The sequence below is a fragment of the Saccharothrix variisporea genome, from assembly GCF_003634995.1.
GTDB lineage: Bacteria > Actinomycetota > Actinomycetes > Mycobacteriales > Pseudonocardiaceae > Actinosynnema > Actinosynnema variisporeum.
The window spans coordinates 1,314,441-1,339,734 of sequence record NZ_RBXR01000001.1 but is presented as its reverse complement, the minus strand read 5'-3'; the positions used below and the strand labels follow the sequence as shown (position 1 = coordinate 1,339,734).

The following is a 25,294-nucleotide window of genomic DNA, read 5'->3' as shown; positions in this document are numbered from 1 at the left end:
CGCCGGTTCCCACGCGACAAAATCCCGGCCCCAGGGCTGGGATTTCGCGTGTCCGCACCCATAGCGAAATCCAATGGCCTGAATAAAAGCGCAGGTTGCACCCCTCGGCGGCGCGAAGTCGGCCTTTCGGTCCTGGATCAATCGTGATCTGCTTGTTATTGTTACGGCGGAGTTACCGTGGTTACGGTGGGACACGCCGCAGCAGCGGAGAGTCAGACACCGAAACGGGGGATCGGCGGACGATGTCCACCTGTCACTCGCTTGCTTTCCGATCACTCAAAACGACCGGGACGATTCGGTTCCCGGTGCTCGTCTGTGTCGAAAACTATCCTGGGGGTATTCCTCGATGAGCACCAGTACGGACACCACGACGACCACGCCCGACGTCAGCGCGTTCGTGGACCTGACCCAGCACGAGATCCTGGCCCTGAAGACCCGGTTCAACCTCGCCGACGCGCACACGCACCAGCGGCAGTCGCGCAGCCAGGAGAAGATCGTCGCGAGCTTACCGGAGCTGTGGTACGAGGCCGAGCAGGGTCTGCAGTCGTACTACGAGAAGCGGTTCATCGACGCCTTCTTCCGGCTGCACAAGCAGCCCAACGTGCCCAAGCAGAAGACCATGCTGTCCTACGCGGCCAGCATCTCCACCATGGTCGCGGCGATGTTCCTCAAGAACCGCAACCTGTCGGTCACGCTGGTCGAGCCGTGCTTCGACAACCTGGTGGACCTGCTCAAGAACATGCAGGTCGACGTGCGCCCGATCGACGAGACCAACATCCACGACGTGTCGAGCATCTACGACAACCTCGTCCGCGAGGTCCAGACCGACGCGCTGTTCCTGGTCGACCCCAACAACCCCACCGGGTTCAGCCTCCTCAAGGACGGCCGCAGCGGCTTCGAGGAGGTCGTCCGGTTCTGCGTCGACCACAACAAGGTCCTGCTGATCGACCACTGCTTCGCCGCCTTCGCCCTGGCCGACGAGCGCATCGGCCGGGTCGACATCTACGAGCTGCTGGAGAGCTCGGGCGTGACCTACCTGGCGATCGAGGACACCGGCAAGACGTGGCCGATCCAGGACGCCAAGTGCGCCATGATCACCCCGAGCGACGACATCCAGGAGGAGGTCTACAACCTCCACACCTCGGTGCTGCTCAACGTCTCGCCGTTCGTGCTCAACATGGTCGCCCAGTACGTCGAGGACTCCATCGAGGACGGCTTCGCCTCGGTGCGCAACGTCATCTCGGAGAACCGGCGGCTGGCCAAGGAAGCGCTCGACGGCGACGTGCTGGAGTACGTCGAGCCGGTGGTCAACGTCAGCGTGGCCTGGTTCCGCATCAAGCCCGAGCACCTGACCGCGTCCCGGCTGCAGGAGAAGCTGCTGGAGAACGAGGTCTACGTGCTGCCCGGCACGTACTTCTTCTGGCACGAGCCGGCCCGCGGCGAGCGCTACGTGCGCCTGGCGCTGGCCCGCGAGCCGGAGATGTTCGCCGCCGCCATGACCGCCATGCGCGAGGTGCTGAACCGCAATGAGTGGTGAGGCGATCATCGACGCGTCGCTGTTCATGGCGATGAACAGCAAGGACGAGGCCACCCGGCGGCGCGGCAAGGCGTTCTTCGTCGCCCGCCTGGCCACCGGCGCGGTGATGCCGCTGGAGCAGGTCGGCGCGTGCGACGACCTGGTGTGGGGCTACAGCCGCGCGGAGCAGGACGCCTACTACCCGTTCATGGACGTCCTGCACACCGAGATGAAGATCGACCGGATCGGCTACACCGAGGAGGACCTCAAGCGCGCCTTGGAGTCCCCGGAACTGGCCGGGTTGTCGCTGCGCAACCGGCTGACGGTCGCGGTGGTGCTCAACCGCGGCGGCACGCTCTACACCGTCGACCCGGAGCTGACCGCCCGGGACGACCTGCCGCTGGGCGAGCTGCCCGACGTCGAGTCGGCGTTCCCGCAGCCGCTGGAAGGTCTCTACAAGCAGTCGCTGGTCCTGCGAGTGGGAGGTGGGGCATGAGCTACCGGGGCACGATCGTTCCCCTGGTCACGCCGCTGGACGCCCACGGCGAGGTGTCCGAGTCCGATGTGGACAGCCTGATCGGGTCGCTGGAGGGCAAGGTCGACGGCCTGATGCCGGCGCTGAGCACCGGCGAGGGCTGGAAGCTGTCGGACCGGCAGTGGGTGGACGTGGTCACCTACACCGTCAAGCACTCCCGCGGCCTGCCCGTGCTGGCGGGCATCCAGCTGCCCACCACCGCGCAGGTCGTCGCGCGGGCCAAGGTGGCGGTGGACGCCGGTGTCGACGCGGTCGTCGTCACCACCCCGTACGGGGCGGACGTGACGCAGGACCAGATCGTCGAGCACTTCCGGACCATCCGGGAGGCGGTCGGCGTCGGGATCTTCCTCTACAACGAGGAAGCCGTGTCCGGCAACAAGATCGAGCTGGACACCCTGCTGCGGATCTGCGCGCTGCCCGGCATCGTCGGCATCAAGGAGTCCAGCGGCTCCGCCGACTACACCAACGCCATGACCCGGGCGAACACCGGCATCCCCGTGTTCGAGGGCTGGGAGAACCTCCTGCTCCAGGTCACCGGCATCGCCGGGTTCATCGGCCCGCTGCTGAACCTGGAACCGGGCCTGTGCAACGAGATGCTCACCGACCCGCGGCCGGAGCTGCAGGACCGCATCAACGCCGCCTGCGAGGCCTACGGGCTGTTCGGCGACGAGTGGTACCGGCCGCTGAAGGAAGAGCTGATGCGGCGCGGTGTCATCTCCACCGCCCAGGTCGTGCCGGAGAAGGTGGCGGCATGAGCGACGCGCGCAGGCTGTACCGGCTCAACCGCTCGGTGCCCTCCGCCGCGGAGTACGCCGAGATCCGGCAGCTGGAACGGGACTTCTTCGTCCGGCGCGCCGACGAGCTGGAGGCGGCGGCGCCCGCCTTCGCCTCGCGCGGCGAGCTGGTCAAGGCGCTGGGCGAGAAGCTGGCCGACGAGGAGGCCCACCCGTCCGACAGCGACCTGTTCATCACCGAGGAAGCGAACCTGGCGCAGTTCAAGGAGATCGTCTCGCAGTTCGCGGTGGACGGGCTCATCGAGTCGCAGTCGCTGCTGGCGATCATCCCCCGGCTGCCGTCGCGGTCGCGGATGGCGGTGTTCCGGGTCCTGATCGACGAGTTCGGCTGCGGCAACGACGACCAGGAGCACGCGGGGCTCTACGCCAAGCTGCTCACCGAACTGGGCCTGCCCACCGACCTGGACTACCACGTCGAACGGGCGGCGGACCCGGTGCTGGGCTTCGTCAACCTGTTCTACTGGCTGGCGGCCCGCGCACCGGAGCCGGACTACTTCCTCGGCGCCTACTCCTACTTCGAGTCCAGCGTGCTCTACGCCTTCCGCAGCTTCGCGGCGGCGGGCAAGCGGCTGGGGTTGGAGCAGGACCGGTACTACACCGAGCACCTCTACATCGACGCCTTCCACAGCAAGCAGATGCAGACCGCCATCCGCGAGCTGGACCAGGAGAAGGGCGTGGACCTGCGCAAGGTGTGGGCCGGCGTGGAGCTGACCAGCGCCGTGGTGGCCGAGGCGGTCGACGCCGCGGTGGCCCGGGCCAAGGAGGTCGGGTGACCGCCGGGGCCGTGGCGGGCCGGGTGAACGGCGAAGCGGTGCCGGCCGCGGGGACCGGGTCGTCCCCGCAGCCGGCCGGGACGGTGCGGCCGCCGGAGACGGCCGAGACCGTGCCGTCGCCGGAGACGGCCGAGGTCGCGGTGGCACCCGGTGCCGCCGCGGCGGTCGGAGAGGTGCCGTCGGTCGAGCCCTTGCCGCGGCGGCAGGACGGCGTGTCCGTGCGGCAGCTCAACGGCGACCTGCTGCTGGTGGAGGTGCGGGGACAGCGGTTCCTGACCCAGGCCGAGTGCCCGCACCGCAAGGGCAGGCTGCTGTTCGGCTACGTCAACGACCGCAAGCTGCGCATCACCTGCCCGCTGCACCACTCCACGTTCGAACTGACCACGGGGGACCAGGTGTCCGGCCCGGTCTGCGGCTCGCTGAAGGTCACGCCGCTGACCGGTGACGCGCTGCCCTACCCCCTGTCCTGAAAGTCCCGGCCCCGTCCCGCGGCTTCCCCCGCCGCGGGACGGGGTCATCCCCACATCCCCCCAGCCCTCCCGAGGAGGCCGCATGTCCGCGTCGCAGACCGGTCACGAGCTGGTCGACCCCGCCGAGCGCACCACCAGACCGCACGAGTTCCTGTGGATCTGGCACTCCGCCCAGTTCTCCTTCGGCGTCGTGGTGCTCGGCTCGGTGCCGGTGAGCTTCGGCCTGGGCTGGTGGGGCAGCGTCACGTCCGCGCTGGTCGGCCTGCTCATCGGCACGCTGGTGTTCGCCCCGCTGGCCCGCTTCGGGATGCGCACCGGCGCGACCGACGCCGTGTCCAGCGCGGCGCACTTCGGCGTGCGGGGCCGCCTGGTGACCACGCTGATCACGTTGTGCGTGGCCATCGGGTTCTTCGCCATCGCGGTGTGGACCGGCGCGACCGCCGTGGTGGCGGCGTTGCAGCGCCTGGTCGGGTGGGGCGACCTGGTGGTGGTCGTGCCGCCGGTCGCGCTGGCCGTGGTGCTGGTGGCGATCTTCGGCTACCGCGCCCTGCTGACCACCTACAAGACCGTCACGGTGATCGGCGGGTTGGTGCTGGCGGGCCTGGTCGTCGCGTTGTCGCCGGGGTTCGACGCCGGCATCTCCGGTGAGCCGATCCTGGGCGACTTCTGGCGCACGTGGCTGCTGGGCGTGAGCTTCGGCGTGACCGTGCCGATCACCTACGCCACCCTGCAGGGCGACTACTCCCGGCACCTGCGGCCGGGCACCACCGACCGCCAGGCGGTGTGGTGGAACGGCGTCGGCATGTTCCTGAGCAACGCCATCGCGCTGCTCATCGGCATCATGGCCAGCACGATGATCACCGACCACTCGGTGCCGTGGGTGATCGGGCTGACCGACACCGTGCCGAGCTGGTTCACCGCGTTCGTCATCGTGTTCGGCTTCTTCGGCACGCTCCCGCAGGGCGCGCTGTGCGTGTACGCGGCCGGTGTGACCGCGAACTCGCTGTTCCGCAGGGCCTCCCGCGTCACCTGCACCGCGGTGGTGGCCGTGATCGGCGTCCTCGTGCTGTACCTGGGCGCCGTCGTCTACGACGCGATCGACTCGATCTCCACGTTCATCCTCTTCCTCCTGCTGCTGATCGCACCCTGGTCGGCGATCATGCTGGTCGGCTTCGCCCGCAGCGGCGGCCGCTACGTCCCGGAAGAGCTGCTGGGACGGGGCCGCTACTGGTTCGCGGGCGGGTTCGACCCGCGCGCGTTCGCGGCGTTCCTCCCGGCCGTGGCGTTGGGCTTCGCGTTCGCCAACAACTCCGTCTACGTCGGACCGCTGGCCGACCTGGCGGGCGGCGTGGACCTGAGCTGCGTCGTCCCGTTCGCGTTCGCCGGCGGCGTGTACTGGCTGCTCTGGAAGGCAGCACCGGAAAGGCTCGGCGGTACTCCGCCCGCCGAGCGGTTCCCCGAGGCCGAACTGTCCATCGGCAACAGGAGAGGATCATGAGTGAAGAAGCCGGGGTGTCCCGGCACAAGCGCAGGACGGTGTTGAAGGCGGGTGGCGCGGCCGTCGCGGGTGCGGTCGCCCAGCCCGTCTTCGCAGCCACGGCGGCCCCCGCGCAGGCGGAGGCCGCCGGCGGCGTTCCGATCACCCTGCGGGTCAACGGCAAGCCGCACGCCCTCACCGTCGAGGCACGCGTCACGCTGCTCGACGCTCTGCGGGAGCGGCTGGACCTGACCGGGGCGAAGAAGGGGTGCGACCGCGGCGAGTGCGGCGCGTGCACGGTGCACGTGGACGGCCGCCGGGTCAAGTCCTGCCTCACCCTCGCGGTGATGCAGGAGGGCAGGGAGATCACCACGGTCGAGGGCCTGGCCCGCGACGGCCGGCTGCACCCGGTGCAGGAGGCCTTCATCCGGCACGACGCGTTCCAGTGCGGCGCGTGCACCTCCGGCCAGGTCATGTCGGCCGTGGCCGTGATCGACGAGGGGCACGCCGGCTCGGTGGACGAGATCCGCGAGTGGATGAGCGGCAACCTGTGCCGCTGCGCCGTCTACCCCAACATCGTGGCCGCCGTCCGGGACGCGGCGAAAGAGAAGCGACCGTGAAGAACTTCGAGTACGTGCGGGCCAAGGACCCCGCCGAAGCGGTCCGGTTGGTCGCCGAACGCCCGGGTGCGGCGTTCGTCTCCGGCGGGACGGACCTGCTGAACCTCCTGCGCGACGGCGCGCAGTCCCACGACCGGCTCGTGGACGTCAACGGCATGGGTCTGGACAAGGTCACCATCGGCGCGCGGAACGTGCGCGTGGGCGGCTGGGCCCGGATGTCCGACGTGGCCGCGCACCGGTTCGTCCGGCAGCGGTTCCCCGTGGTGTCGGAGGCGTTGCTGGCCTCGGCGTCGCCGCAGATCCGCAACATGGCCTCCATCGGCGGGAACCTGCTGCAGCGCACCCGGTGCGGGTACTTCCGCGACGCCGCGTCGCCGTGCAACAAGCGGGTGCCCGGGAGCGGGTGCCCGGCGCTGGACGGGGAGAACCGGTGGCACGCCGTGTTCGGCGGCAGCGACCACTGCATCGCGGTGAGCGCGGGGGACCTCGGTGTGTCACTCCTGGCCGTGGACGCCGTGGTGTTGACGCGCGGGCCGCGCGGGGAGCGGCGCATCCCGTTCGGCGACTTCCAGGTGCTGCCGGGGGACACCCCGCACCGGGAGAACGTGCTGGAGCACGGCGAGCTGGTCGTGGGCGTGGAACTGCCGTTCTCGCACTTCGCCGGGAAGTCGACGTACCTGAAGCTGCGCGACCGGGCCACGTTCGAGTTCGCCGTGGTGTCGGTGGCGGCGGCGCTGGACCTGCGCGGGCGGCACGTCCGGGACGTGCGGCTGGCGTTCGGCGGTGTGGCGACCAAGGCGTGGCGGTCCTTCGCGGCCGAGGACGCGTTGCGGGGCAAGGAGCTCACCGGGGCGACCATCGAGGCGGCGTGTCGCGCCGCGGTATCGGGCGCGGTACCGCGGACGCACAACGCCTTCAAGGTCGAGCTGTTGCAGCGCGCGGTGAGCCGGGTCCTGCACGACCTCGGGGGTGTGCGATGAACAGCCCCGTCGGGCGTGCCGTCCCCCGGGTCGAGGGGTACGCCAAGGTCACCGGTGGCGCGAAGTACGCCGCGGACACCCACGTGCCCGGTGTCGTGCACGGGTACCTGGCCACCAGCACCATCGCGCGGGGGCGGATCACGTCGTTCGACGTCTCGCGGGCCTTGGCCGCGCCGGGCGTCATCGCCGTGTTCAGCCACCTGAACATGCCCCGCCTGACCGTGCCGGCGGCCCCGTACCCCAAGGGGTTCATGCCGTTGCAGGACACCGAGGTCCACCACGACGGCCAGCCGATCGCCTACGTCGTGGCGGAGACCCTGGAGCAGGCGCGCGAGGCGGCGGGCCTGGTCGAGGTCGGGTACGCGGTGGAGCCGGCGAAGATCGCGCTGGAGGACGCCCCGGGCGAGGACTTCCTGCCGCCGCCGGGACCCGAGGGTCCGTACGAGGTGGTCGTCGGCGACGCGCACGCGGCCCTGGAGCGCGCCGAGGTGAAGGTGGACCACACGTTCACCAGCCCGGTGCACCACCACAACCCGATCGAGACGTCGGCGACGGTGGCGGTGTGGGAGGGCGACCAGCTCACCCTGCACGACTCCACGCAGAGCATCAACCTCACCCAGGGCGTGGTGGCCAAGGCGCTGGGGGTGCCGCCGGAGAACATCCGGGTGCTCACGCCGTTCCTGGGCGGCGGGTTCGGGGCGAAGGCGCCGGTGTGGCCGCACACCGTCCTCACGGCGGCCATCGCGCGGATCGTCGGCAAGCCGGTGAAGCTGGTGCTGACCCGGGCCCAGATGTACACGTCGTCCGGGTTCCGCGCGCAGTTCTCCCACCGCGTGGCGCTGGGCGGAACGCGTGAGGGCAAGCTGACCGCGTTGTACAGCTTCAGCAAGCAGACGCTGTCGCGCACCGAGCACCGCATCTTCAACACCAGCGAGACGTCCTGGCTGCTGTACGGGATCAAGGATCTGCACGTGCGCCAACACGGCGTGCGGCTGGACGTGGCCACACCGCACTTCATGCGCTCACCGGAAGGGCCGCCGCTGTTCGGCCTGGAGAGCGCGATGGACGAACTGGCCTACGAGATCGGCATGGACCCGGTGGAGCTGCGGCTGCGCAACTACACCGACGTCCACCCGGAGACCGGCAACCCGATCGGCAACGCCAACCTCGCCGAGTGCGCGCGGCGGGCGGCGGAGGCGTTCGGGTGGGCACGGCGGGACCCGCGCCCGTCGTCGATGCGCGACGGACGCGAGTTCATCGGGTACGGCATGGCCACCGAGGCGCACACGTACCGGTCGCGGCAGGCCAACGCCGTGGTGGAGATCGGCGTGGACGGCCGGGCCGTGGCCCGCAGCGCCACGCACGACATCGGCACCGGCACGTACACGGTGATGACGCAGGTGCTGGCGGAGTCGCTGGGGATGCCGATGGGCTCGGTGCACTTCGAACTGGGGGACACCAACTTCCCGGCGGCCGGGTTCTCGGCGGCGTCGGTGACCGTGCCCAGCGTGTCGGTGGCCGTGGACAAGGCGGCTCACGCGGCTCGGGAGCAGGTGATCGCGTTGGCGGTCGCCTCACCTGAGTCGCCTTTGCACGGCGTGCCCGTCGAACGGGTCGTGACCGAGAACGGCTTCCTGTTCGACAGCGCGAACCGGGACCGCCGCGACAGCTACGAGGGCGTCCTGCGGAGGCACGGCACTCCCGTGACCGCCACCGGACGGCACCTCAACGCCCCCGGTTACACCACGGGTGTCGTGTTCGTGGAGGTCCGGGTGGACCCGTGGCTGGGCCGAGTGCGCGTGACCCGCGCCGTGACCGCCCACGACCTGGGCCGCGTCCTCAACCGCACCACCGCGCGCGGGCAGGTGATCGGCGGCGTGACCTGGGGGATCGGCTACGCGCTGTCCGAGCACACGGTGATCGACCGCAGAACGGGCCGCACCCTGAACCCGAACCTGTCGACCTACCTGCTGCCGGTCAACGCGGACGCCCCGACCGACGTCGAGGCGATCTTCATCGACAAGCCCGACCCGGCCTCACCCAACGGCACGAAGGGCTTCGGCGAAACCCCGATCACCGGCGTCCCGGCGGCGATAGCCAACGCGATCCACCACGCCACCGGCCGGAGGATCCGGGACCTGCCCATCACCCAGGACAAACTGCTCTGACGACGGCGGCGCGGTCGCACCCCTGACCGCGCCGCCCAGTTCACGCGGGCCAGCCGCTCAGCACCGCGGAGGCCGACTTGGCCCGACAAAGCGCTCGCAACGCCGCACCGCGAGGCACCGACCAGACGGGCGAGCGGCTACCTGGACAACCAGCGAGGGCGTGCCGAAGAAGTGGGTGCTCGACTCGTGGCACCGCTCACTTCAAGGCCTTCGCCCGGCGGCCGACGCCTTCGTGGAGCGGCGTCTTGCACGGCACCGGTGGAAGCCCTGGCCCGACATGGCGTCGCTGTTCGAATCGGCGGCGAACTACTCGTGCAAGAGGACGTGCTGTGCGGTGCCGCCGGCCTCTGCCGAGCTGACCTCCGATGCCGGCTAAGCCGCAGGCTCGGGCCAGCCGCTCAGCACCGCGTGCAGGGTGTCGAGTGCCCGGGTCCAGGACGTCGCCGAGTCGCGCGGGTGGTGGCTGAAGCCGCCGGCCAGTTCCAGGTTCACGTAGCCGTGCAAGGTGCTGTGCAGCATGCGCACGGCATCGGTCTGGTCCGGTTCCTGCAGGTCGTAGCCGCGAAGGACGGCTCGGGTCAGGTCCGAGTGGCGGCGGGCGGCGGTGGCGGCGGGGGAGTTCGGGTCGATCTCGGTGCGCATGGACGCGTACCGGCCGGGATGGCGGTGGGCGTAGTCGCGGTAGGCGTTGGCGAAGGCGACCAGCGCGTCCTTGCCCGCACGTCCGGCCAACGCCGCGGAAGCCTGGTCGGCCAGCTCGGACAGCGCGAGGCCGGCGACCCGGACCTTCAGGTCCTGCACGTTGCGGACGTGGGAGTACAGGCTCGCGTCCTTCACGCCGAAGTGCCGGGCCAGCGCCGAGACCGTGACGGCCTCGAAGCCGATCTCGTCGGCCAAGTCCGCCGCCGCCCGCGTGAGCCGGTCGGCGGTGATGCCCGCGCGTGCCATGCACACCTCCCTAGGAGTCCTAGGTTAAAGCTTAATGTGTCGCGGCCAAAACCTGTACCAGGTAGCTTCGAAGGCATGAGACCGGTAACCGAGCGCGACATCCGCGCCTCGTTCGTCAACTGCACCAAAGGGGAGGCCAAACGCCTGACCGTGCCCCGTGACCTGGCCGAACAGCCGTGGGGCGACCTCGACTTCCTCGGCTGGCGCGACCCCGCCGCGCCCCAGCGCGCCTACCTGATCGCGGAGTCCGGTGACGGGTTCGTCGCGGTCGCGCTGCGGACGGCCACGCCGCACGGCACGGCCCGCCGCACGATGTGCGCGATCTGCCTGACCACCCATCCGGGTGATGGTGTGTCGCTGATGACCGCGCGCAAAGCGGGCAAGGAGGGCCAGCAGGGCAACTCGGTCGGCCTCTACCTGTGCGCCGACCTCGCCTGCTCGCTCTACCTGCGCGGGAAGAAGGACGCGGGGCCTGGCGGGCGCATCCACGAGTCGCTGACCCTGGAGGAGAAGGCCCGGCGCACCACCGCCCACCTGACCGCGTTCCTCGAACGGGTGATGCACTGACCTCTCGCCGCCCGGCCGTGCCACAGTGGGCACACGGACACGGACCTGCCGGGGGGTGCGGGATGTGGCTGTTCAGACTGCTGGGGCCGGTGCGGTTGGAACGGGACGGGCGGGAGGTCCCGGTCGGCACGCCGCAGACGAAGGTGGTGCTGGCGACGCTCGCCGCGCACGCCAACGAGGTCGTCACGCTCGACCGCATGGCCGAGGAGCTGTGGGGGCACGTCCGGCCGGCGTCGGCCACACCGCAGCTGCACGGGATCATCTGGCGGCTGCGCCGCGTCCTGGGCCGCGACCGCATCGAGACCGCGCGACCCGGGTACGTGCTCCGGGCGTCGACCGCGGAACTGGAGCACCAGGCGTTCCGGTACGACGTGGCCTGCGCCCGCGGCATGCTCGCGCGCGGTGACGTGCCCTCCGGTGCGGCACGGCTGCGGGTCGCGCTGGCGCGGTGGCGGGGACCGGCGTTGGCCGAGGTGCGGGGCGCGGCGCACCTGGCGTCCGCGTTGGACGAGGACCGCGTGACGGCTTTGGAGGACCGCGTCGACGCGGACCTGCTGCTCGGGCGCGGTCCGGAGCTGGTCGGTGAACTCACCAACCTGGTCGCCGAGCACCCGGTGCGGGAACGGCTGCGCGGTCAACTCATGACAGCCCTGGCGTCGGCGGGCCGCGTGGTCGAGGCGTTGGACGCGTACGCCGCCTTCCGCGGGACGCTCGTCGCCGAACTGGGTGTGGAACCGTCCGCACGCCTGCGCGACCTGCACACCGAGATCCTGCGCGGCACCGAGATCCCGCGCGGCACCGCGGCCGGGCGTCACCACCCGACCGCGGTGCCCTGGTGTCACGGGCAGGGCCGCAACGAGGTCACGCGCTTGCGGTGCTCGGGGAGCAGGTCGCCCTGGAACCCCGGCTCCACGATGAAGATGAGGTCGTTGAACCCGCCGGCGTCGTAGTAGCACCAGTCCCGCCCGGTGCGGTTCCAGACGCTCTGGGTCCGGTTGTTCATGCCGCGCGGCCCGGACGAGTCGGCCAGGTCCCCGTCCCCGGTGGCGAAGTGCGCGAACGGCCGCCCGCCACCCAGCTCGGCGAAGATGCACGACCGGCCGTCCGGACAGTCGCTCCACGCCTTGACGGAAACCCCGGACTCGTACCGTTGCACGCCCTGCGCGGAAGCGGGTGCGGCGACCACGGCACCCACGGCGGCCACGCCGCTCAGGACGGTGAGAAGCTTGCGGATCACTGGTCTTCCCCCTCGTGAGAGTCAGGCATTCGGTTGCCTGCCAACCACTTTGGGCCGGTGTCCTATGTAGTTTCTCACAACAACCGTTCGCTTAGGATGGTTCGGTGGAGATCCGCAGAGCCCGCCCCGAAGACGCCCCTCGCCTCACCGCCCTGATGCACGCTTCGAGCGCGTACCACGGTGACTACGCCACCATCCTGGAGGGTTACGAGGTGACCCCGGAGTACGTGGAGCGACACCGGGTCTACGCGGCCGTGGACGCGGACGACGTGCTGGGTTTCTACGCCCTGATCCTCGACCCCCCGGAGCTGGACATCGCCTTCGTGGCGGACGAAGCCCAAGGAAGGGGCATCGGCCGACTGCTGGTCGACCACATGCGCGCCCAGGCCCGAGCAGCCGGTCTGACGAAGGTCCGGGTCGTCTCCCACCCGCCGGCGGAACGGTTCTACCTGGCGGTGGGCGCCCGGCGCGTCGGTACGATCCCGGCCAAGCCGCCGAAGGTCGGCTGGGAACGCCCCGAACTGCTGTTCACGATCACTTGATGCCCGTGGGGGACCGGAGCAGGGCGACGAGCAGACCCACCGCCGGCGGGGCGGTGTCCCGGTGCCACACCAGGTCCAGGCCCACCTCCGGCGGGTCGACGAAGTGCAGCACCGCCGTCCCCGGTGGCCGGTGCTCGCCGAGGGCGCGGGTGACCACCGTGAACGTCTCCGCGGTCAGCTCGTCGAACCGCCGCCACCCCGGCATGCGCGAGTCCTGCACGGCGGTCCCCGGTGCGAGCGCTCCCAAGACCGCGGTCCGCCACGCCGGCAAGTGCCTGGGGGACAACAACAACCGGCCGTCCGCCAAGTCCTCCGGCGTCACCTTGTCCACAATGGCCAGTGGGTGGTCGTCGGCCACCACGACGACCAGCTCCTCGCGCTCGACCGCGACCCGCTCGAACGCCGGGTCCACCGGGATGCTGCGCGACAGGACCGCGTCGAAGCGCCCGGACACCAACCCCTCGGCCAGCTCCGCCGACCACGCCTCCGTGGTCTCCACGGTCATCCCGGGGTAGTGCCGACCCACGACGTCCACCAGGCGCGGCACCGTCGAAAACGACGCGCTGACGACGTGTCCCAACCGGATCGTGCCGAACTCGCCGCGACCGGCCGCCCGCGTCACCCCCGGCAGCCGGTCGGCCTCGGCCAGGATCCGCCGCGCCGACTCGGTGAACACCCGCCCGGCGTCGGTCAACCCGGTCGGGCGGCGGGTGAACAGGTCCACCCCCAGCGTGCGTTCCAGGTGGGCGACCTGCCGGCTCAGCGCGGGTTGCGCCACCCGCAGCCGGTCCGCCGCGCGTTGGAACCCGCCTTCGTCGGCGATCGCCACCACGTAGCGCATGAGCCGCAGGTCGATCGACATGCCCGCAGGATATGTCGCCAGACCGCACCGGTATTGGAGCTCCCGCGCACCCGCCGGCGAGACTTGCGCCGACATCCGACGACGAAGGGGAGGACCATCATGCGCAGGCGCTCCGTGTTGGCGGCAGCGGCGGCGTTGGGGGCGTCCGTGCTCGTGCCGACCACCGCCGCGGCGACGCCGTTCCCGACCCGGTTCCCGCTGCCCGACGGGTTCATGCCGGAGGGCATCGCGATCGGGGCCTGGCCCACGGCCTACTTCGGGTCCCGCGCGGACGGCTCGATCTACGCGGTGGACCTCGCCACCGGACGCGGTCGGGTGCTGGCCGCCGGGCCCGGCACGCCCTCGCTGGGCATCAAAGTGGACTCCGCTCGCCGACGCCTGTTCGTGGCCGGCGGCACCGGCGGTGACGTGCGGGTCCTCGACGCCCGCGACGGCCGCACGATCGCGAGCTACCGGCTGTTCGAGGGCGAGTCCTTCGTCAACGACCTGGTGATCACCCGGGACGCGGTGTGGCTCACCGACTCCGACGAACCCACCCTGTACCGGCTGCCCCTGGGGCCGTGCGGCGAGCTGCCCGCGCCCGAGGACGTCACCCGGGTACCGCTGACCGGGGACATGGTGGACATCCCGGACGTGGCCAACGCCAACGGCATCGTCACCACCCCGGACGGGACCGGGTTCGTCATCGGCCAGACGTCCACCGGGAAGCTGTTCCGCGTCGACCACCACGGCGTCACCCGGGAGATCGACCTCGGCGGCGTCCTGCTGCCGCGCAACGACGGCCTGCTCCGCGAGGGTCGGAACCTCTACGTGGTGCAGAACCGGGTCAACCTGTTCACGAAGCTGGAACTGAGCGCGGACGCCTCCAGCGCGAGGGTCGTCACCCAGCTCACCGACCCGCGCTTCGACGTCCCGGCCACGGTCGCCGCCTGGGGCAACCGCTTCTACCTGGTCAACGGCCGGTTCAGCACCACCCCGACCCCGACCACGACCTACGACGCCATCGCGATCGAGAGGTTCTGAACGAAGAACGGGGTGGCGCTCGTCCGCCCGAGCGCCACCCCGCCTGATCAGACCGCTGACCGCCGCGGCATCACGTCGCCGTCCGGCGCACGATCAGCCGGTGCAGCACGATGAACGCCAGCAGCAGCGCCCCGATCACGATCTTGGTCCACCACGAGTTGAGCGTGCCGTCGAAGCTGATGATGGTCTGGATCGTGCCCAGCACCAGCGCGCCCACCACGGACCCGAGCACGTACCCCGCGCCGCCGGCCAGCAGCGTGCCGCCGATGACGACCGCCGCGATGGCCTCCAGCTCCATGCCCACGGCGTGCAGCCCGTACCCGGACGCGGTGTAGAAGGAGAACACCAGACCGGCCAGCGACGAGCAGAACCCGCTCACCACGTACACGCCGACCTTGGTGAACCCGACCTTCAACCCCATCAGCCGCGCCGAGGGCTCGCTGCCGCCCAACGCGTACACGGTCCGCCCGAACCGGGTCAGGTGCAGCACGTACATCGCGACCACCAGCACCACCACCGCGATGAGCACGTTGTTGGTGATGGACACGCCGCCGCCCAACGCGATCCGGTCCATGCCCAGTGCGCGGTAGCTCTTGTCCTTGATGCTGATGGACTCGATGCTGATCACGAAGCACAGCCCGCGCGCCAGGAACATGCCGGCCAGCGTCACGATGAACGGCTGCACGTCGAACTTGTGGATCATCAGACCCATCAGCAGGCCCAGCACCGACCCGGTCAGCAGCACCACGACGATCACCAGCGGCACCGGCCACCCGGCCTTCACGCCCGCCGCCGCGATCATCGTCGACAACGCGAGCACCGACCCGACCGACAGGTCGATGCCACCGGTCAGGATCACGAACGTCATCCCGACGGCCAGCACGATCAGGTGCGCGTTGTCGATGAACAGGTTCGCGAACACCTGCCCGGACGCGAAGTTGTCGAACGACACCGACCCGGCGCCGAACGTCAGCACGAACAGCGCGAACGTGGCCACCACGGGCAGGTGCCGCGACGGCACGCGGGAAACCGACAGCGCGGTCATCGAGCCACCTCCTGCGGGGTCAGGTCCACGGCGACGGGCGCGGGTACGGCGGGTCGCCGTCGTCGGAACAGCGACTGCACCTTCGGGGACTGGAACAGGATCACGATGACGACCACGACGGCCTTGAACACCAGCGTGACCTCCGGCGCGATGCCGGCCGTGTAGACGGTGGTGGTCAACGTCTGGATCACCAGCGCGCCCAGCAGCGTCCCGGTCAGCGAGTACCGGCCGCCGGCCAGCGACGTGCCGCCGATGACCACCGCCAGGATCGCGTCCATCTCGATCCACAGCCCGGCGTTGTTGGCGTCCGCCGCGCTCACGTTCGAGCTGATCATCAACCCGGCCACGCCCGCGCACAGCGCCGCGAACACGTACACGGTCCAGATGATCGTCCGCGACTGCACGCCCGCGAGCCGGCTGGCCTCGGGGTTCACGCCGACCGCCTCGATCAGCAGGCCCAGCGCGGTCTTGCGGGTCACCACGGCCACGATGGCCAGCACCGCCACGCTGATCAGGATCGCCAGCGGCAGCAGCACGAACCCGGCGCCCACGGCCCGGTAGGTCTCGTTGTTCACGGTGATGATCTGGCCGTCGGTGATCAGCATGGCGATGCCGCGCCCGGCCGTCATCAGCACCAGCGTGGCCACGATCGGCTGAATCTTGAGCACCGCGACCAGGAACCCGTTCCACAGCCCCAGCACCAGGCACAGGCCCAGCGAGATCGCCATGCCCACCAACGCCGTCGAGGCGCCACCCTGGTCGTCCGAGCCCGCGATGTACGAGCACGTCACGGCGGCGGCGATGGCGACCACCGCGCCCACCGACAGGTCGATGCCCCGGGTCGCAATCACCAGCGTCATGCCCAGCGCGATCAGCAGCGTGGGAGCGCCGTTCTTCAGGATGTCGATCACGCTGCCGTACAGGTGCCCGTCCTGCATGCGCAGCGAGAAGAACGACGGCGTCACCACGACGTTGAGCACCAGCAACGCCACCAGCGCGCCCAGGGGCCACCACAGCCGGTTCACGCGGCGGCCCTCCCGCCCGCGATGTGCGCCATGACCTCGTCCACGTCCGTGCCGCGCAGTTCGGCGACCTTGCGCCGGTCCCGCAGCACCACCACGCGGTCGGACACCCGCACGACCTCCTCCAGTTCGGCGGAGATGAACACCACCGCCACCCCCTCGGTCGCCAGTTCGGCGACCAGCTTCTGGATCTGCGCCTTCGCGCCCACGTCGATGCCGCGCGTCGGCTCGTCCAGCACCAGCAGCTTCGGCTTGGTCACCAGCCACCGCGCCAGCAGCACCTTCTGCTGGTTGCCGCCGGAGAGGTTGCGGATCGGCGTGTCCGGGGTCGCGGGCCGGATGTCCAGCATGGACACGTACTTCTCGACCAGCTCGTCCTTGGTGCGCCGGGACAGCGGCCGCGTCCAGCCGCGCGAGGCCTGCAACGCCAGCACCAGGTTGTCCCGCACGCTCAGGTCCGCGACCAGGCCCTCGGCCTTGCGGTCCTCCGAGCAGAACCCGATGCCCGCCGCGATCGCCTGGCGCGGGGTGCGCAGGTGCAGGGGCTTGCCGTCGAACTCCAGCGTGCCCGTGTCGGCCTTGTCCGCGCCGAACAGCAGCCGCGCCAGCTCCGTGCGCCCCGAGCCGAGCAGGCCCGCCAGGCCGACGACCTCGCCCGCGCGCACCTCCAGGTCGAACGGCTCCACCGCGCCCTTGCGCCCCAACCCGTCGGCGCGCAACAACACCGGCCGGTCGTCCACCGGGTGCGTCTGCTTCTCCAACTCCTCCAGCACGCCCAGCTCACGGCCCAGCATCGCCGACACCAGGTCCAGCCGGCTCAGCTCGGCGGTGCGGTACTCGCCGACCAGCTTTCCGTTGCGCAGCACCGTCATCCGGTCGGAGATCTGGTAGACCTGCTCGAGGAAGTGCGAGACGAACAGGATCGCCACGCCCTCGTCGCGCAGCACCCGCATGATCCGGAACAGCTCCTCGACCTCGCCCGCGTCCAGGCTGGACGTCGGCTCGTCGAGGATGAGCACCTGGCACTCCACCGCGACCGCCCGCGCGATGGCCACCAGCTGCTGCACGGCGATCGGGTGGTCGGCCAGGACCGAGCCGGGGTCGATGCTCAAACCCATGCGCGCCAACAGCTCCGCGGCGCGCTTGCGGGTGGCCCGGCCGTCGATGCGGCCGAACTTGCGCGGTTCGCGGCCGAGCAGGATGTTCTCCGCGACGGTCAGGTTGCCGCAGAGGTTGACCTCCTGGTAGACGGTGCTGATCCCCGCCTCCTGCGCCTGACCGGGCCCGCTGAACGAGACCTCCTCGCCGCGCAACCGGATCTGGCCGGTCGGGCGGTGCACCCCGGTGAGCGCCTTGATGAGGGTGGACTTGCCGGCGCCGTTCTCGCCCATGAGGGCGTGCACCTCGCCGGGGAACAGCCGGAAATCGACGCCTTGCAGCGCCTTGACGCCGGGGAACTCCACCGAGATGCCCCGCATGTCGACGACCGGTTCGGTCATGATCTGCCTTCGTGGATGCGCGGAAAGCGGTCCCCGCCACGCGTGTGGTGACGGGGACCGCCGGGGATCAGTACTGCCGGGTCGGCAGCGCGGCCTTGGCCTGCTCCTGGGTGAACGTCGTCTCCTCGGTCACCACCCGCTTCGGCACGTCCTGGCCGGCCTTGACCTTCTTCGCCAGCTCCATCAGCTGCTTGCCCAGCAGCGGGCTGCACTCGACGATGTAGTTGATCTCGCCGCCGGCCAGCGCGGTCATGCCGTCCTTCACCGCGTCCACGGTGATGATCTTGATGTCCTTGCCGGGCACCTTGCCCGCGGCCTTGATGGCCTCGATCGCGCCCAGGCCCATGTCGTCGTTGTGCGCGTACACCACGTCGATCTTCGGCACGGACTTCAGGAACGCTTCCATGACCTGCTTGCCGCCGGAACGGGTGAAGTCACCGGTCTGCGACGCCACGACCTTGATCTCCGGCTTCGAGGCGATGGTCTCCGCGAAGCCCTTCTTGCGGTCGTTGGCCGGCGCGGAGCCGGTGGTGCCCTGCAGCTCCACGACGTCCACCGGACCGCCGGCGTTCTCCACCAGCCACTTGCCCGCCTTGCGGCCCTCCTCGACGAAGTCCGAGCCCAGGAAGGTCTTGTAGAGCGAGTCGTCGTCGGAGTCGATGGCGCGGTCGGTGAGGATCACCGGGATGTTCGCGGCCTTGGCCTCCTCCAGCACCGCGTCCCAGCCGGTCTCCACGACCGGGCTGAACGCGATCACGTCCACCTTCTGCTGGATGAACGACCGGATCGCCTTGATCTGGTTCTCCTGCTTCTGCTGGCCGTCGGAGAACTTCAGGTCGATCCCCGCGGCCTTCGCCTCGTCCTGGATCGACTTGGTGTTCGCCGTGCGCCAGCCGCTCTCCGCACCGACCTGGGCGAAGCCCATCGTCAGGCCGTCCTTCGCGCCGCCGTTCGTCGACGACGTCCCGCCGTCGCCCGAACCGCACGCGGTCAGCACGCTCAGCAGGACCACGCCTGCGGCTGCCGTGATCTTCTTCAGCACTGTCTTCCTCCGAGTTCCACCGCGGTGACCGTGGTCACTTGGTGGACAACAGTGAGCGTTCACATCTGTCCAGTCAAGGCCCGGGTTACGACGATTTTGCATCGTTGACACTGTCGGATCGACCGACCTATGTTAGCGCTCACTTTTGTGGCGCGGTGCACAACGACGCCACTTCCCGACGACGACGAGGACGTCGGCATGATCCGATCCCTGGCCGCCGTGCTGACCTTGGTCGGCGCCGTCATGACCGCTCCACAGGCTTCGGCCGCCGACGGCCTCGTGCTGCGCTACGCGCTGGACGAGACCACCGGCACCGTCGTGCACGACTCCTCCGGACACGGCCGCGACGCGGTCGCGAGCGGAGACGCCACCCCACTGGGCGCCGAAGGCCTCGCGCTCGGTGGCGTGGACGGACACGTGAAGCTACCGGACAACGTGCTGCGTGGCTTGGAGTCCGTGACTGTTTCGATCCAGGTGCGCCTGGCGCCCGACCAGTCCTCCCCCTACTTCGTGTGGGGCCTGGGCAACACCGGACCCACCGGCGTCGGCGACGGCTACCTGTTCACCACGGGTAACGGCTACCGCACGTCCATCGCCACCGGGAACTGGGCCACCGAGCAGACCGTGTCGGCCGGCCGCGACCTGGCGCGGGGCGTGTGGAAGACGCTGACCTACACGCTCGGCGGCACCACGGGCGTGCTCTACGAGGACGGCGTCGAGGTCGCGCGCGGCACCGTCACCACCCGCCCCTCGGCCATCGGCGGCGGCACGACCACGGCCAACTACCTCGGCCGGTCCGTCTACGCCGCCGACCACCGCCTGAAGGGCCAGATCCGCGACTTCCGCCTGTACGACCACGCGCTGACCGCCGCCGAGGTCCACGAGATCGGCTCGATCTCGGATGACGACCGCGTCCTGGGCGACGAGCGCTTGCTCGACCTGCACGACAAGGACGGCATCCGCGGCAACATCACCCTGCCCGCCACCGGCCCCTACGGCACGACCATCACCTGGGCGAGCAACAAGCCGGACACCATCACTCCGACCGGCGAGGTCACCCGCCCGGCGTTCGGCGAGAAGCCGGTGAAGGTGCAGCTCACCGCGACCGTCCGAGCGGGCCGCGAGACCACCCGCAAGAAGTTCAAGGTCACCGTCTTGCCCCTGCCCGAGAAGCAGCCGTACGAGGGTTACCTGTTCGGCTACTTCACCGGCGAAGGCACCGCCACGGGCGAGCAGGTCTACTTCGCCGCCAGCCGCGGCGACGACCCGCTGCGCTTCGACGAGCTCAACGCCGGTCAACCGGTGCTGACCTCGACGTTCGGCGACAAGGGCGTGCGCGACCCGTTCATCGTGCGCTCGCCGGAGGGTGACCGGTTCTTCCTCATCGCGACCGACCTGAAGATCCACGGCAACGGCAACTGGGACGCCGCCCAGCGCACCGGCAGCAAGTACGTCGAGGTGTGGGAGTCCACCGACCTGGTGCACTGGTCCGACCAGCGGCACGTCCTCGTCTCACCCGACACCGCCGGCAACACGTGGGCGCCCGAGGCCTACTACGACGAGAGCATCGGCGCGTACGTGGTCTTCTGGGCGTCCAAGCTGTACGCGGCCAACGACCCGGGTCACACGGGCAACACCTACAACCGCATGCTCTACAGCACCACCCGCGACTTCCGCACCTTCACCGAGCCGAAGGTCTGGGTGGACCCCGGCTACTCCGTGATCGACTCCACGGTCATCAAGCACGGCGACACCTTCTACCGGTTCACCAAGGACGAGCGGAACAACACCTCGTCCACGCCGTGCAGCAAGTTCATCCTCGCCGAGAAGTCGACCGACCTCCGGAGCACGGACTACGACTTCGTCGCCGACTGCATCGGCAAGGCCACGGAGAGTAGCCCCGGCGTCCGGCAGGGCGAGGGGCCGACGGTGTTCAAGTCCAACACCGAGGACAAGTGGTACCTGTTCATCGACGAGTTCGGCGGACGCGGTTACGTGCCGTTCGAGACCACCGACCTCGCCTCGGGCCAGTGGACCATGTCCACCTCGTACGCGCTGCCCAGCAGGCCCCGGCACGGCACCGTCCTGCCCGTCACGCGCGCCGAGCTCGACCGCGTCCGCGCCGCCTTCCCCTGACGCCCGAGAGGAAACCATGTCCCGATCGCGTGCGCTCGCCGCCCTCGTGGCGGTGAGCCTGGCCGCGGCCGTGCCCGGTGCGCGGGCCGCCGCCGAGACCGACTACACGATCACCGTCGACCCGACCGCCCGGGGCGCCGCCATCGCCGACACCCTGTACGGCGTCTTCTTCGAGGACATCAACCGCGCCGCGGACGGCGGCCTGTACGCCGAGCTGGTGCAGAACCGGTCGTTCGAGTACGACCCCGTGGACAACCGCTCCTACACCGGCCTCACGTCGTGGGCGCCGCTGTCCGGTCCGGTCGAGGTCGTGGACGACGACCAGCGGCTCAACGAGCGCAACCGCCGGTACCTGAAGCTCGGCCTGCCCGCCGGGGTGGTGAACTCGGGCTACAACTCGGGTGTCAACGTTGTCGAGGGCAAGCGGTACGACTTCTCCGTGTGGGCACGCTCCGAGCAGCCCGCCACGGTCACCGCATCCCTGACCGACCCGGCCGGCGGCCTGCTGGCCGATTCGCTCCAGGTCCAAGTCCAAGGCGACACCTGGACCAAGTACACCGGCAGCTTCACCGCCCGGAAGTCCACCACGACCGGCAGGCTCGCGGTCAGCGGCACGGGCACCGGCGCGCTGCGGCTGGACATGGTGTCGCTGTTCCCGCACGACACCTACAAGAACCGGCCCAACGGCCTGCGCGCCGACCTGGCCGAGAAGGTCGCCGCGCTCAAGCCGGGCTTCGTGCGCTTCCCGGGCGGCTGCCTGGTCAACGTCAACAGCCACTACGGCTACGAGGCACCGAACTGGGAGCGCCGCCGGTCCTACCAGTGGAAGGACACCGTCGGCCCGGTCGAGCAGCGCGCCACCAACGCCAACTTCTGGGGCTACAACCAGTCCTACGGCCTGGGCTACTACGAGTACTTCCAGTTCGCCGAGGACATCGGCGCGATGCCGCTGCCCGTCGTGCCCGCCCTGGTCACCGGGTGCGGCCAGAACCGCGCCACCGACGACCCGGCGCTGTTGCAGCGGCACATCCAGGACACGCTGGACCTGATCGAGTTCGCCAACGGCCCGGTCACCTCGACGTGGGGCGAGCTGCGCGCGGACATGGGCCACCCTGAACCGTTCAAACTGACCCACCTGGCGGTCGGCAACGAGGAGAACCTGCCCGACCAGTACTTCGCGAACTTCACCCGGTTCCGCGATGCCATCAAGGCCAGGTACCCGCAGATCACGGTCCTGAGCAACTCCGGTCCCGACGACACCGGCGCGGTGTTCGACCGCCTGTGGCAGCTCAACAAGCAGGCCGGGGTCGACATGGTCGACGAGCACTACTACAACACGCCGGACTGGTTCCTCCAGAACAACAACCGGTACGACAGCTACGACCGCAACGGCCCCAAGGTGTTCCTCGGCGAGTACGCCTCTCAGGGCAACAAGCTGTCCAACGCGCTCGCCGAGGCCGCTTACATGACCGGGTTGGAGCGCAACGCGGACGTGGTGAAGTTGGCTTCCTACGCGCCGCTGTTCGCCAACCAGGACTACGTGCAGTGGCAGCCGGACATGATCTGGCTGAACAACCACGCCTCCTGGGGCTCGGCGAACTACGAGGTCCAGAAGCTGTTCATGACCAACGTGGGCGACCACGTGGTGCCCAGCACGCAGACCTCCACGCCGTCGGTCTCCGCGCCGATCACCGGTGCGATCGGGTTGTCCACCTGGGCGACCAGCGCCGCCTACGACGACGTGCGCGTGACGTCGTCCACGGGTGCCTCGCTGTTCTCCGACGACTTCTCCGGCACCGACGCCCAGTGGACCCGGGCGGCGGGGCGCGGGACGTGGGCGGTCAGCGGCGGCCGGTACGTGCAGTCCGACGCGGCGGCGCAGGACACCCTGGTGACGGCCGGTGACGTGAACTGGCACGACTACGACCTCGACGTGAAGGCCACCAAGCTGTCCGGCGCGGAGGGGTTCCTGGTCGCGTTCGGCGTCAAGGACACCGGCAACTACTACTGGTGGAACCTGGGCGGCTGGAACAACACCCAGTCGGCCGTGGAGAAGGCGGTCGGCGGCGGGAAGTCCACGCTGCTGTCCCACGGGACCCAGGTCGAGACCGGTCGGACCTACGACCTGAGGGTGTCCGTGCGCGGGCGGCACGTCGAGCTGTTCCTGGACGGGCAGAAGTGGGGCGAGTTCACCGACGACAAGGTGTCCGAGCCGTTCCGCCAGGTCGTCACCCGCGACACCGCGACCGGCGAGCTCGTGGTGAAGGTGGTCAACGCCCAGGCCTCGCCCGCGCGGGTCAAGCTCGACCTCGGCAACCGGGTGTCGGTGGCCAACACCGCGAAGGTGACGACCATCCAGGGCGGCCCCGACGACATGAACACCGAGTTCTTCCAGCCCGTCCGGGCGCGCGAGACCACATTGCGCGGGGTGAAGACGTCCTTCACCACCACCTTCCCGGCCCACTCGGTGACGTTCATCCGCATCAAGGACAGGAGGCTGTCGTGAGCTTCACCCGTCGATCCCTGCTGCGGACCGGGGGAGTGGTGGCCGCCGCCGGCGTGCTGCCCGCCGGTCAAGCCGCCGCACAGGAGGAAGCCGCGGCCGCTCCCTCGGTCCTGACCGCGCGCAACCCGTTGGTGGAGAAGCGGGCCGACCCGTTCATCACCCCGCCCACCGACGGCATGTACTACCTCACCGGATCGGTGCCCGAGTACGACCGGATCGTGGTGCGGGGCGCGTCCACTCTGGACGGACTGGCGACCGCGCGTGAGCGCACGGTGTGGCGGCGACCCGCGTCCGGCCCGATGGGCGGCTACATCTGGGCGCCGGAACTGCACCGCATCGACGGCAAGTGGTACATCTACTTCGCCGCCGGCGACTCCGACCAGCCCTTCCGCATCCGCACCTACGTGTTGGAGTCGCCCTCGGCGGACCCGCGCGAGGCCACCTGGACGCTGCGCGGGCAGGTGGTGACCGGCTGGGACTCGTTCACCCTCGACGCCACCACGTTCGCCCACCGGGACAAGCGGTACTTCCTGTGGGCGCAGAGCGAGCCGGGCATCGCCACCAACAGCAACCTCTACATCGCCGAGATGGCCTCGCCGCTGGCGCTGGGGTCCGCGCCCGTGCGCATCGCCGTGCCGACGCTGGACTGGGAGGTGCAGGGGTTCAAGGTCAACGAGGGTCCGGCGGTGCTGATCCGCAACGGGCGGGTGTTCGTGACCTTCTCCGCCAGCGCCACCGACGCCCGCTACTGCATGGGCCTGCTGACCGCCGACGAGAACGCGAACCTGCTCGACGCGCGGTCGTGGACCAAGTCGCCGCAGCCGGTCTTCACCACCAACACCGCGACCTCCCAGTACGGGCCGGGGCACAACTCGTTCACCACTGTGGGTGACGTGGACGTGCTGGTCTACCACGCCCGTGACTACCGGGACATCACCGGCGACCCGCTGTTCGACCCCAACCGGCACACCCGCGTCCAGCGGCTGTACTGGAACGCCGACGGCACCCCGAGCTTCGGCGTGCCCGTGGGCAGGGGCGAACTGCCGGTCCGGCTGCACCCGCTCGACGCGCCGCACGCCGTGATCCGGCACTACGAGTACCGGCTGCGGGCGGACGGCGACGTCCGCGAGTTGGCGGACTCGCAGTTCCGGGTGGTGGCGGGGTTCCTGGGCGCGGGGACGGTGGCGGTGCAGTCGGTGAACTTCCCGGACCGGTACGTGCGGGTGGACGGCACGAACCTGCGCATCGACCCGTACGAGGACACCGACTCCTACGGGAGGGCGGCGAGCTTCGTGCTGGAGGAGAACCGGTCGGGGCTGTCGCTGCGGCAGGGCGGTTCCTACGTGACGCACGACACGGGTCGGCTCGTGATGGCCCCGCCGGGCACGTCCCGCGAGGCACGGGAGCGGGTGACCTTCGCGCGTGGCTGAGCGATGTGACGCGCCGTGGACACGACATGCCCCCACACATGGCGCGTGTAGTGGACAATGGGATTCGGGTACGCGCGCTGGTAAAAAGCGGGTGTTATCGCT

The 25,294-nt window shown here is 70.0% G+C and carries 23 protein-coding genes; 16 read left to right on the top strand and 7 right to left on the bottom strand.

Features of this window, described 5'->3' with window-relative positions:
- Positions 1–346 precede the first annotated feature (346 nt).
- From DFJ66_RS05810 to DFJ66_RS05770, 9 genes are all read left to right on the top strand, one after another.
- Positions 347–1,537 carry a pyridoxal phosphate-dependent aminotransferase gene (locus tag DFJ66_RS05810; RefSeq protein WP_121218663.1) on the top strand — a complete coding sequence of 397 codons (1,191 nt, stop codon included), beginning with the start codon at positions 347–349 and terminating at the stop codon, positions 1,535–1,537.
- Positions 1,527–2,012 (top strand): DUF6190 family protein, encoded by a 486-nt coding sequence (locus tag DFJ66_RS05805; protein WP_121218661.1) that lies wholly within the window; start codon positions 1,527–1,529, stop codon positions 2,010–2,012. The genes DFJ66_RS05810 and DFJ66_RS05805 overlap by 11 nt, the downstream gene beginning before the upstream one ends.
- Positions 2,009–2,806 (top strand): dihydrodipicolinate synthase family protein, encoded by a 798-nt coding sequence (locus tag DFJ66_RS05800; protein ID WP_121218659.1) that lies wholly within the window; start codon positions 2,009–2,011, stop codon positions 2,804–2,806. Before DFJ66_RS05805 ends, DFJ66_RS05800 begins: the two co-directional genes overlap by 4 nt.
- Positions 2,803–3,618: an iron-containing redox enzyme family protein gene (locus tag DFJ66_RS05795; RefSeq protein ID WP_121218657.1), complete on the top strand. Its 816-nt coding sequence runs from the start codon at positions 2,803–2,805 to the stop codon at positions 3,616–3,618. Before DFJ66_RS05800 ends, DFJ66_RS05795 begins: the two co-directional genes overlap by 4 nt.
- Positions 3,615–4,088, top strand: coding sequence for a Rieske (2Fe-2S) protein (locus DFJ66_RS44015; protein WP_246029594.1), 474 nt, complete (start codon positions 3,615–3,617; stop codon positions 4,086–4,088). Before DFJ66_RS05795 ends, DFJ66_RS44015 begins: the two co-directional genes overlap by 4 nt.
- Before the next feature lie 82 nt (positions 4,089–4,170).
- Positions 4,171–5,586, top strand: a complete 1,416-nt coding sequence (locus DFJ66_RS05785) for a purine-cytosine permease family protein (protein WP_121218655.1) — start codon at positions 4,171–4,173, stop codon at positions 5,584–5,586.
- Positions 5,583–6,185 (top strand): (2Fe-2S)-binding protein, encoded by a 603-nt coding sequence (locus DFJ66_RS05780; RefSeq protein ID WP_121218653.1) that lies wholly within the window; start codon positions 5,583–5,585, stop codon positions 6,183–6,185. Before DFJ66_RS05785 ends, DFJ66_RS05780 begins: the two co-directional genes overlap by 4 nt.
- A complete protein-coding gene (locus tag DFJ66_RS05775; protein WP_121218652.1) occupies positions 6,182–7,165 on the top strand; it encodes an FAD binding domain-containing protein in 984 nt (327 codons plus the stop codon). The genes DFJ66_RS05780 and DFJ66_RS05775 overlap by 4 nt, the downstream gene beginning before the upstream one ends.
- Positions 7,162–9,333 carry a xanthine dehydrogenase family protein molybdopterin-binding subunit gene (locus DFJ66_RS05770; RefSeq protein ID WP_121218650.1) on the top strand — a complete coding sequence of 724 codons (2,172 nt, stop codon included), beginning with the start codon at positions 7,162–7,164 and terminating at the stop codon, positions 9,331–9,333. The genes DFJ66_RS05775 and DFJ66_RS05770 overlap by 4 nt, the downstream gene beginning before the upstream one ends.
- Positions 9,334–9,705: 372 nt before the next feature.
- On the opposite strand, the gene DFJ66_RS05765 is transcribed toward DFJ66_RS05770, so the two are convergent.
- Positions 9,706–10,281 (bottom strand): TetR/AcrR family transcriptional regulator, encoded by a 576-nt coding sequence (locus DFJ66_RS05765; RefSeq protein WP_121218648.1) that lies wholly within the window; start codon positions 10,279–10,281, stop codon positions 9,706–9,708.
- A gap of 75 nt (positions 10,282–10,356) precedes the next feature.
- On the opposite strand from DFJ66_RS05765, the gene DFJ66_RS05760 reads away from it, so the two are divergent.
- Together DFJ66_RS05760 and DFJ66_RS05755 are read left to right on the top strand one after the other, a co-directional pair.
- Positions 10,357–10,848: an FBP domain-containing protein gene (locus tag DFJ66_RS05760; protein WP_121218646.1), complete on the top strand. Its 492-nt coding sequence runs from the start codon at positions 10,357–10,359 to the stop codon at positions 10,846–10,848.
- Positions 10,849–10,910: 62 nt separating this feature from the next.
- Positions 10,911–11,798, top strand: coding sequence for an AfsR/SARP family transcriptional regulator (locus DFJ66_RS05755; protein WP_121218644.1), 888 nt, complete (start codon positions 10,911–10,913; stop codon positions 11,796–11,798).
- On the opposite strand, the gene DFJ66_RS05750 is transcribed toward DFJ66_RS05755, so the two are convergent.
- On the bottom strand, positions 11,687–12,085 hold the full coding sequence (locus tag DFJ66_RS05750; protein WP_121218642.1) for a peptidase inhibitor family I36 protein: 399 nt from the start codon (positions 12,083–12,085) through the stop codon (positions 11,687–11,689). The two genes, DFJ66_RS05755 and DFJ66_RS05750, sit on opposite strands and share 112 nt — an antisense overlap.
- 104 nt (positions 12,086–12,189) lie before the next feature.
- On the opposite strand from DFJ66_RS05750, the gene DFJ66_RS05745 reads away from it, so the two are divergent.
- Positions 12,190–12,627 carry a GNAT family N-acetyltransferase gene (locus DFJ66_RS05745; RefSeq protein WP_397556293.1) on the top strand — a complete coding sequence of 146 codons (438 nt, stop codon included), beginning with the start codon at positions 12,190–12,192 and terminating at the stop codon, positions 12,625–12,627.
- Here DFJ66_RS05745 and DFJ66_RS05740 read toward each other — a convergent pair.
- Positions 12,620–13,489, bottom strand: a complete 870-nt coding sequence (locus DFJ66_RS05740) for a LysR family transcriptional regulator (protein ID WP_170199150.1) — start codon at positions 13,487–13,489, stop codon at positions 12,620–12,622. The two genes, DFJ66_RS05745 and DFJ66_RS05740, sit on opposite strands and share 8 nt — an antisense overlap.
- Positions 13,490–13,588: 99 nt before the next feature.
- On the opposite strand from DFJ66_RS05740, the gene DFJ66_RS05735 reads away from it, so the two are divergent.
- A complete protein-coding gene (locus DFJ66_RS05735; RefSeq protein ID WP_121218638.1) occupies positions 13,589–14,512 on the top strand; it encodes an SMP-30/gluconolactonase/LRE family protein in 924 nt (307 codons plus the stop codon).
- Positions 14,513–14,582: 70 nt separating this feature from the next.
- Here DFJ66_RS05735 and yjfF read toward each other — a convergent pair whose 3' ends face one another.
- From yjfF to DFJ66_RS05715, 4 genes are all read right to left on the bottom strand, one after another.
- Positions 14,583–15,557 (bottom strand): galactofuranose ABC transporter, permease protein YjfF, encoded by a 975-nt coding sequence (gene yjfF / locus DFJ66_RS05730; protein WP_121218636.1) that lies wholly within the window; start codon positions 15,555–15,557, stop codon positions 14,583–14,585.
- Positions 15,554–16,582, bottom strand: a complete 1,029-nt coding sequence (locus DFJ66_RS05725; RefSeq protein ID WP_121218634.1) for an ABC transporter permease — start codon at positions 16,580–16,582, stop codon at positions 15,554–15,556. The genes yjfF and DFJ66_RS05725 overlap by 4 nt, the downstream gene beginning before the upstream one ends.
- A complete protein-coding gene (locus tag DFJ66_RS05720) occupies positions 16,579–18,078 on the bottom strand; it encodes a sugar ABC transporter ATP-binding protein (RefSeq protein ID WP_121218632.1) in 1,500 nt (499 codons plus the stop codon). The genes DFJ66_RS05725 and DFJ66_RS05720 overlap by 4 nt, the downstream gene beginning before the upstream one ends.
- A gap of 67 nt (positions 18,079–18,145) precedes the next feature.
- Positions 18,146–19,120: an ABC transporter substrate-binding protein gene (locus tag DFJ66_RS05715; protein WP_246029593.1), complete on the bottom strand. Its 975-nt coding sequence runs from the start codon at positions 19,118–19,120 to the stop codon at positions 18,146–18,148.
- Positions 19,121–19,318: 198 nt separating this feature from the next.
- Between DFJ66_RS05715 and DFJ66_RS05710 the strand changes: the two genes are divergently transcribed.
- The 3 genes from DFJ66_RS05710 to DFJ66_RS05700 are packed head-to-tail and all read left to right on the top strand — an operon-like array spanning position 19,319 to position 25,192.
- A complete protein-coding gene (locus DFJ66_RS05710; RefSeq protein ID WP_246029592.1) occupies positions 19,319–21,256 on the top strand; it encodes an immunoglobulin-like domain-containing protein in 1,938 nt (645 codons plus the stop codon).
- 16 nt (positions 21,257–21,272) lie between these two features.
- Complete coding sequence (locus DFJ66_RS05705; protein WP_121218628.1) at positions 21,273–23,762, top strand: alpha-L-arabinofuranosidase C-terminal domain-containing protein; 2,490 nt, start codon at positions 21,273–21,275, stop codon at positions 23,760–23,762.
- Entirely contained in the window at positions 23,759–25,192 is a 1,434-nt protein-coding gene (locus DFJ66_RS05700) for a family 43 glycosylhydrolase (protein WP_121218626.1), read from the top strand. The genes DFJ66_RS05705 and DFJ66_RS05700 overlap by 4 nt, the downstream gene beginning before the upstream one ends.
- Positions 25,193–25,294 lie beyond the last annotated feature (102 nt).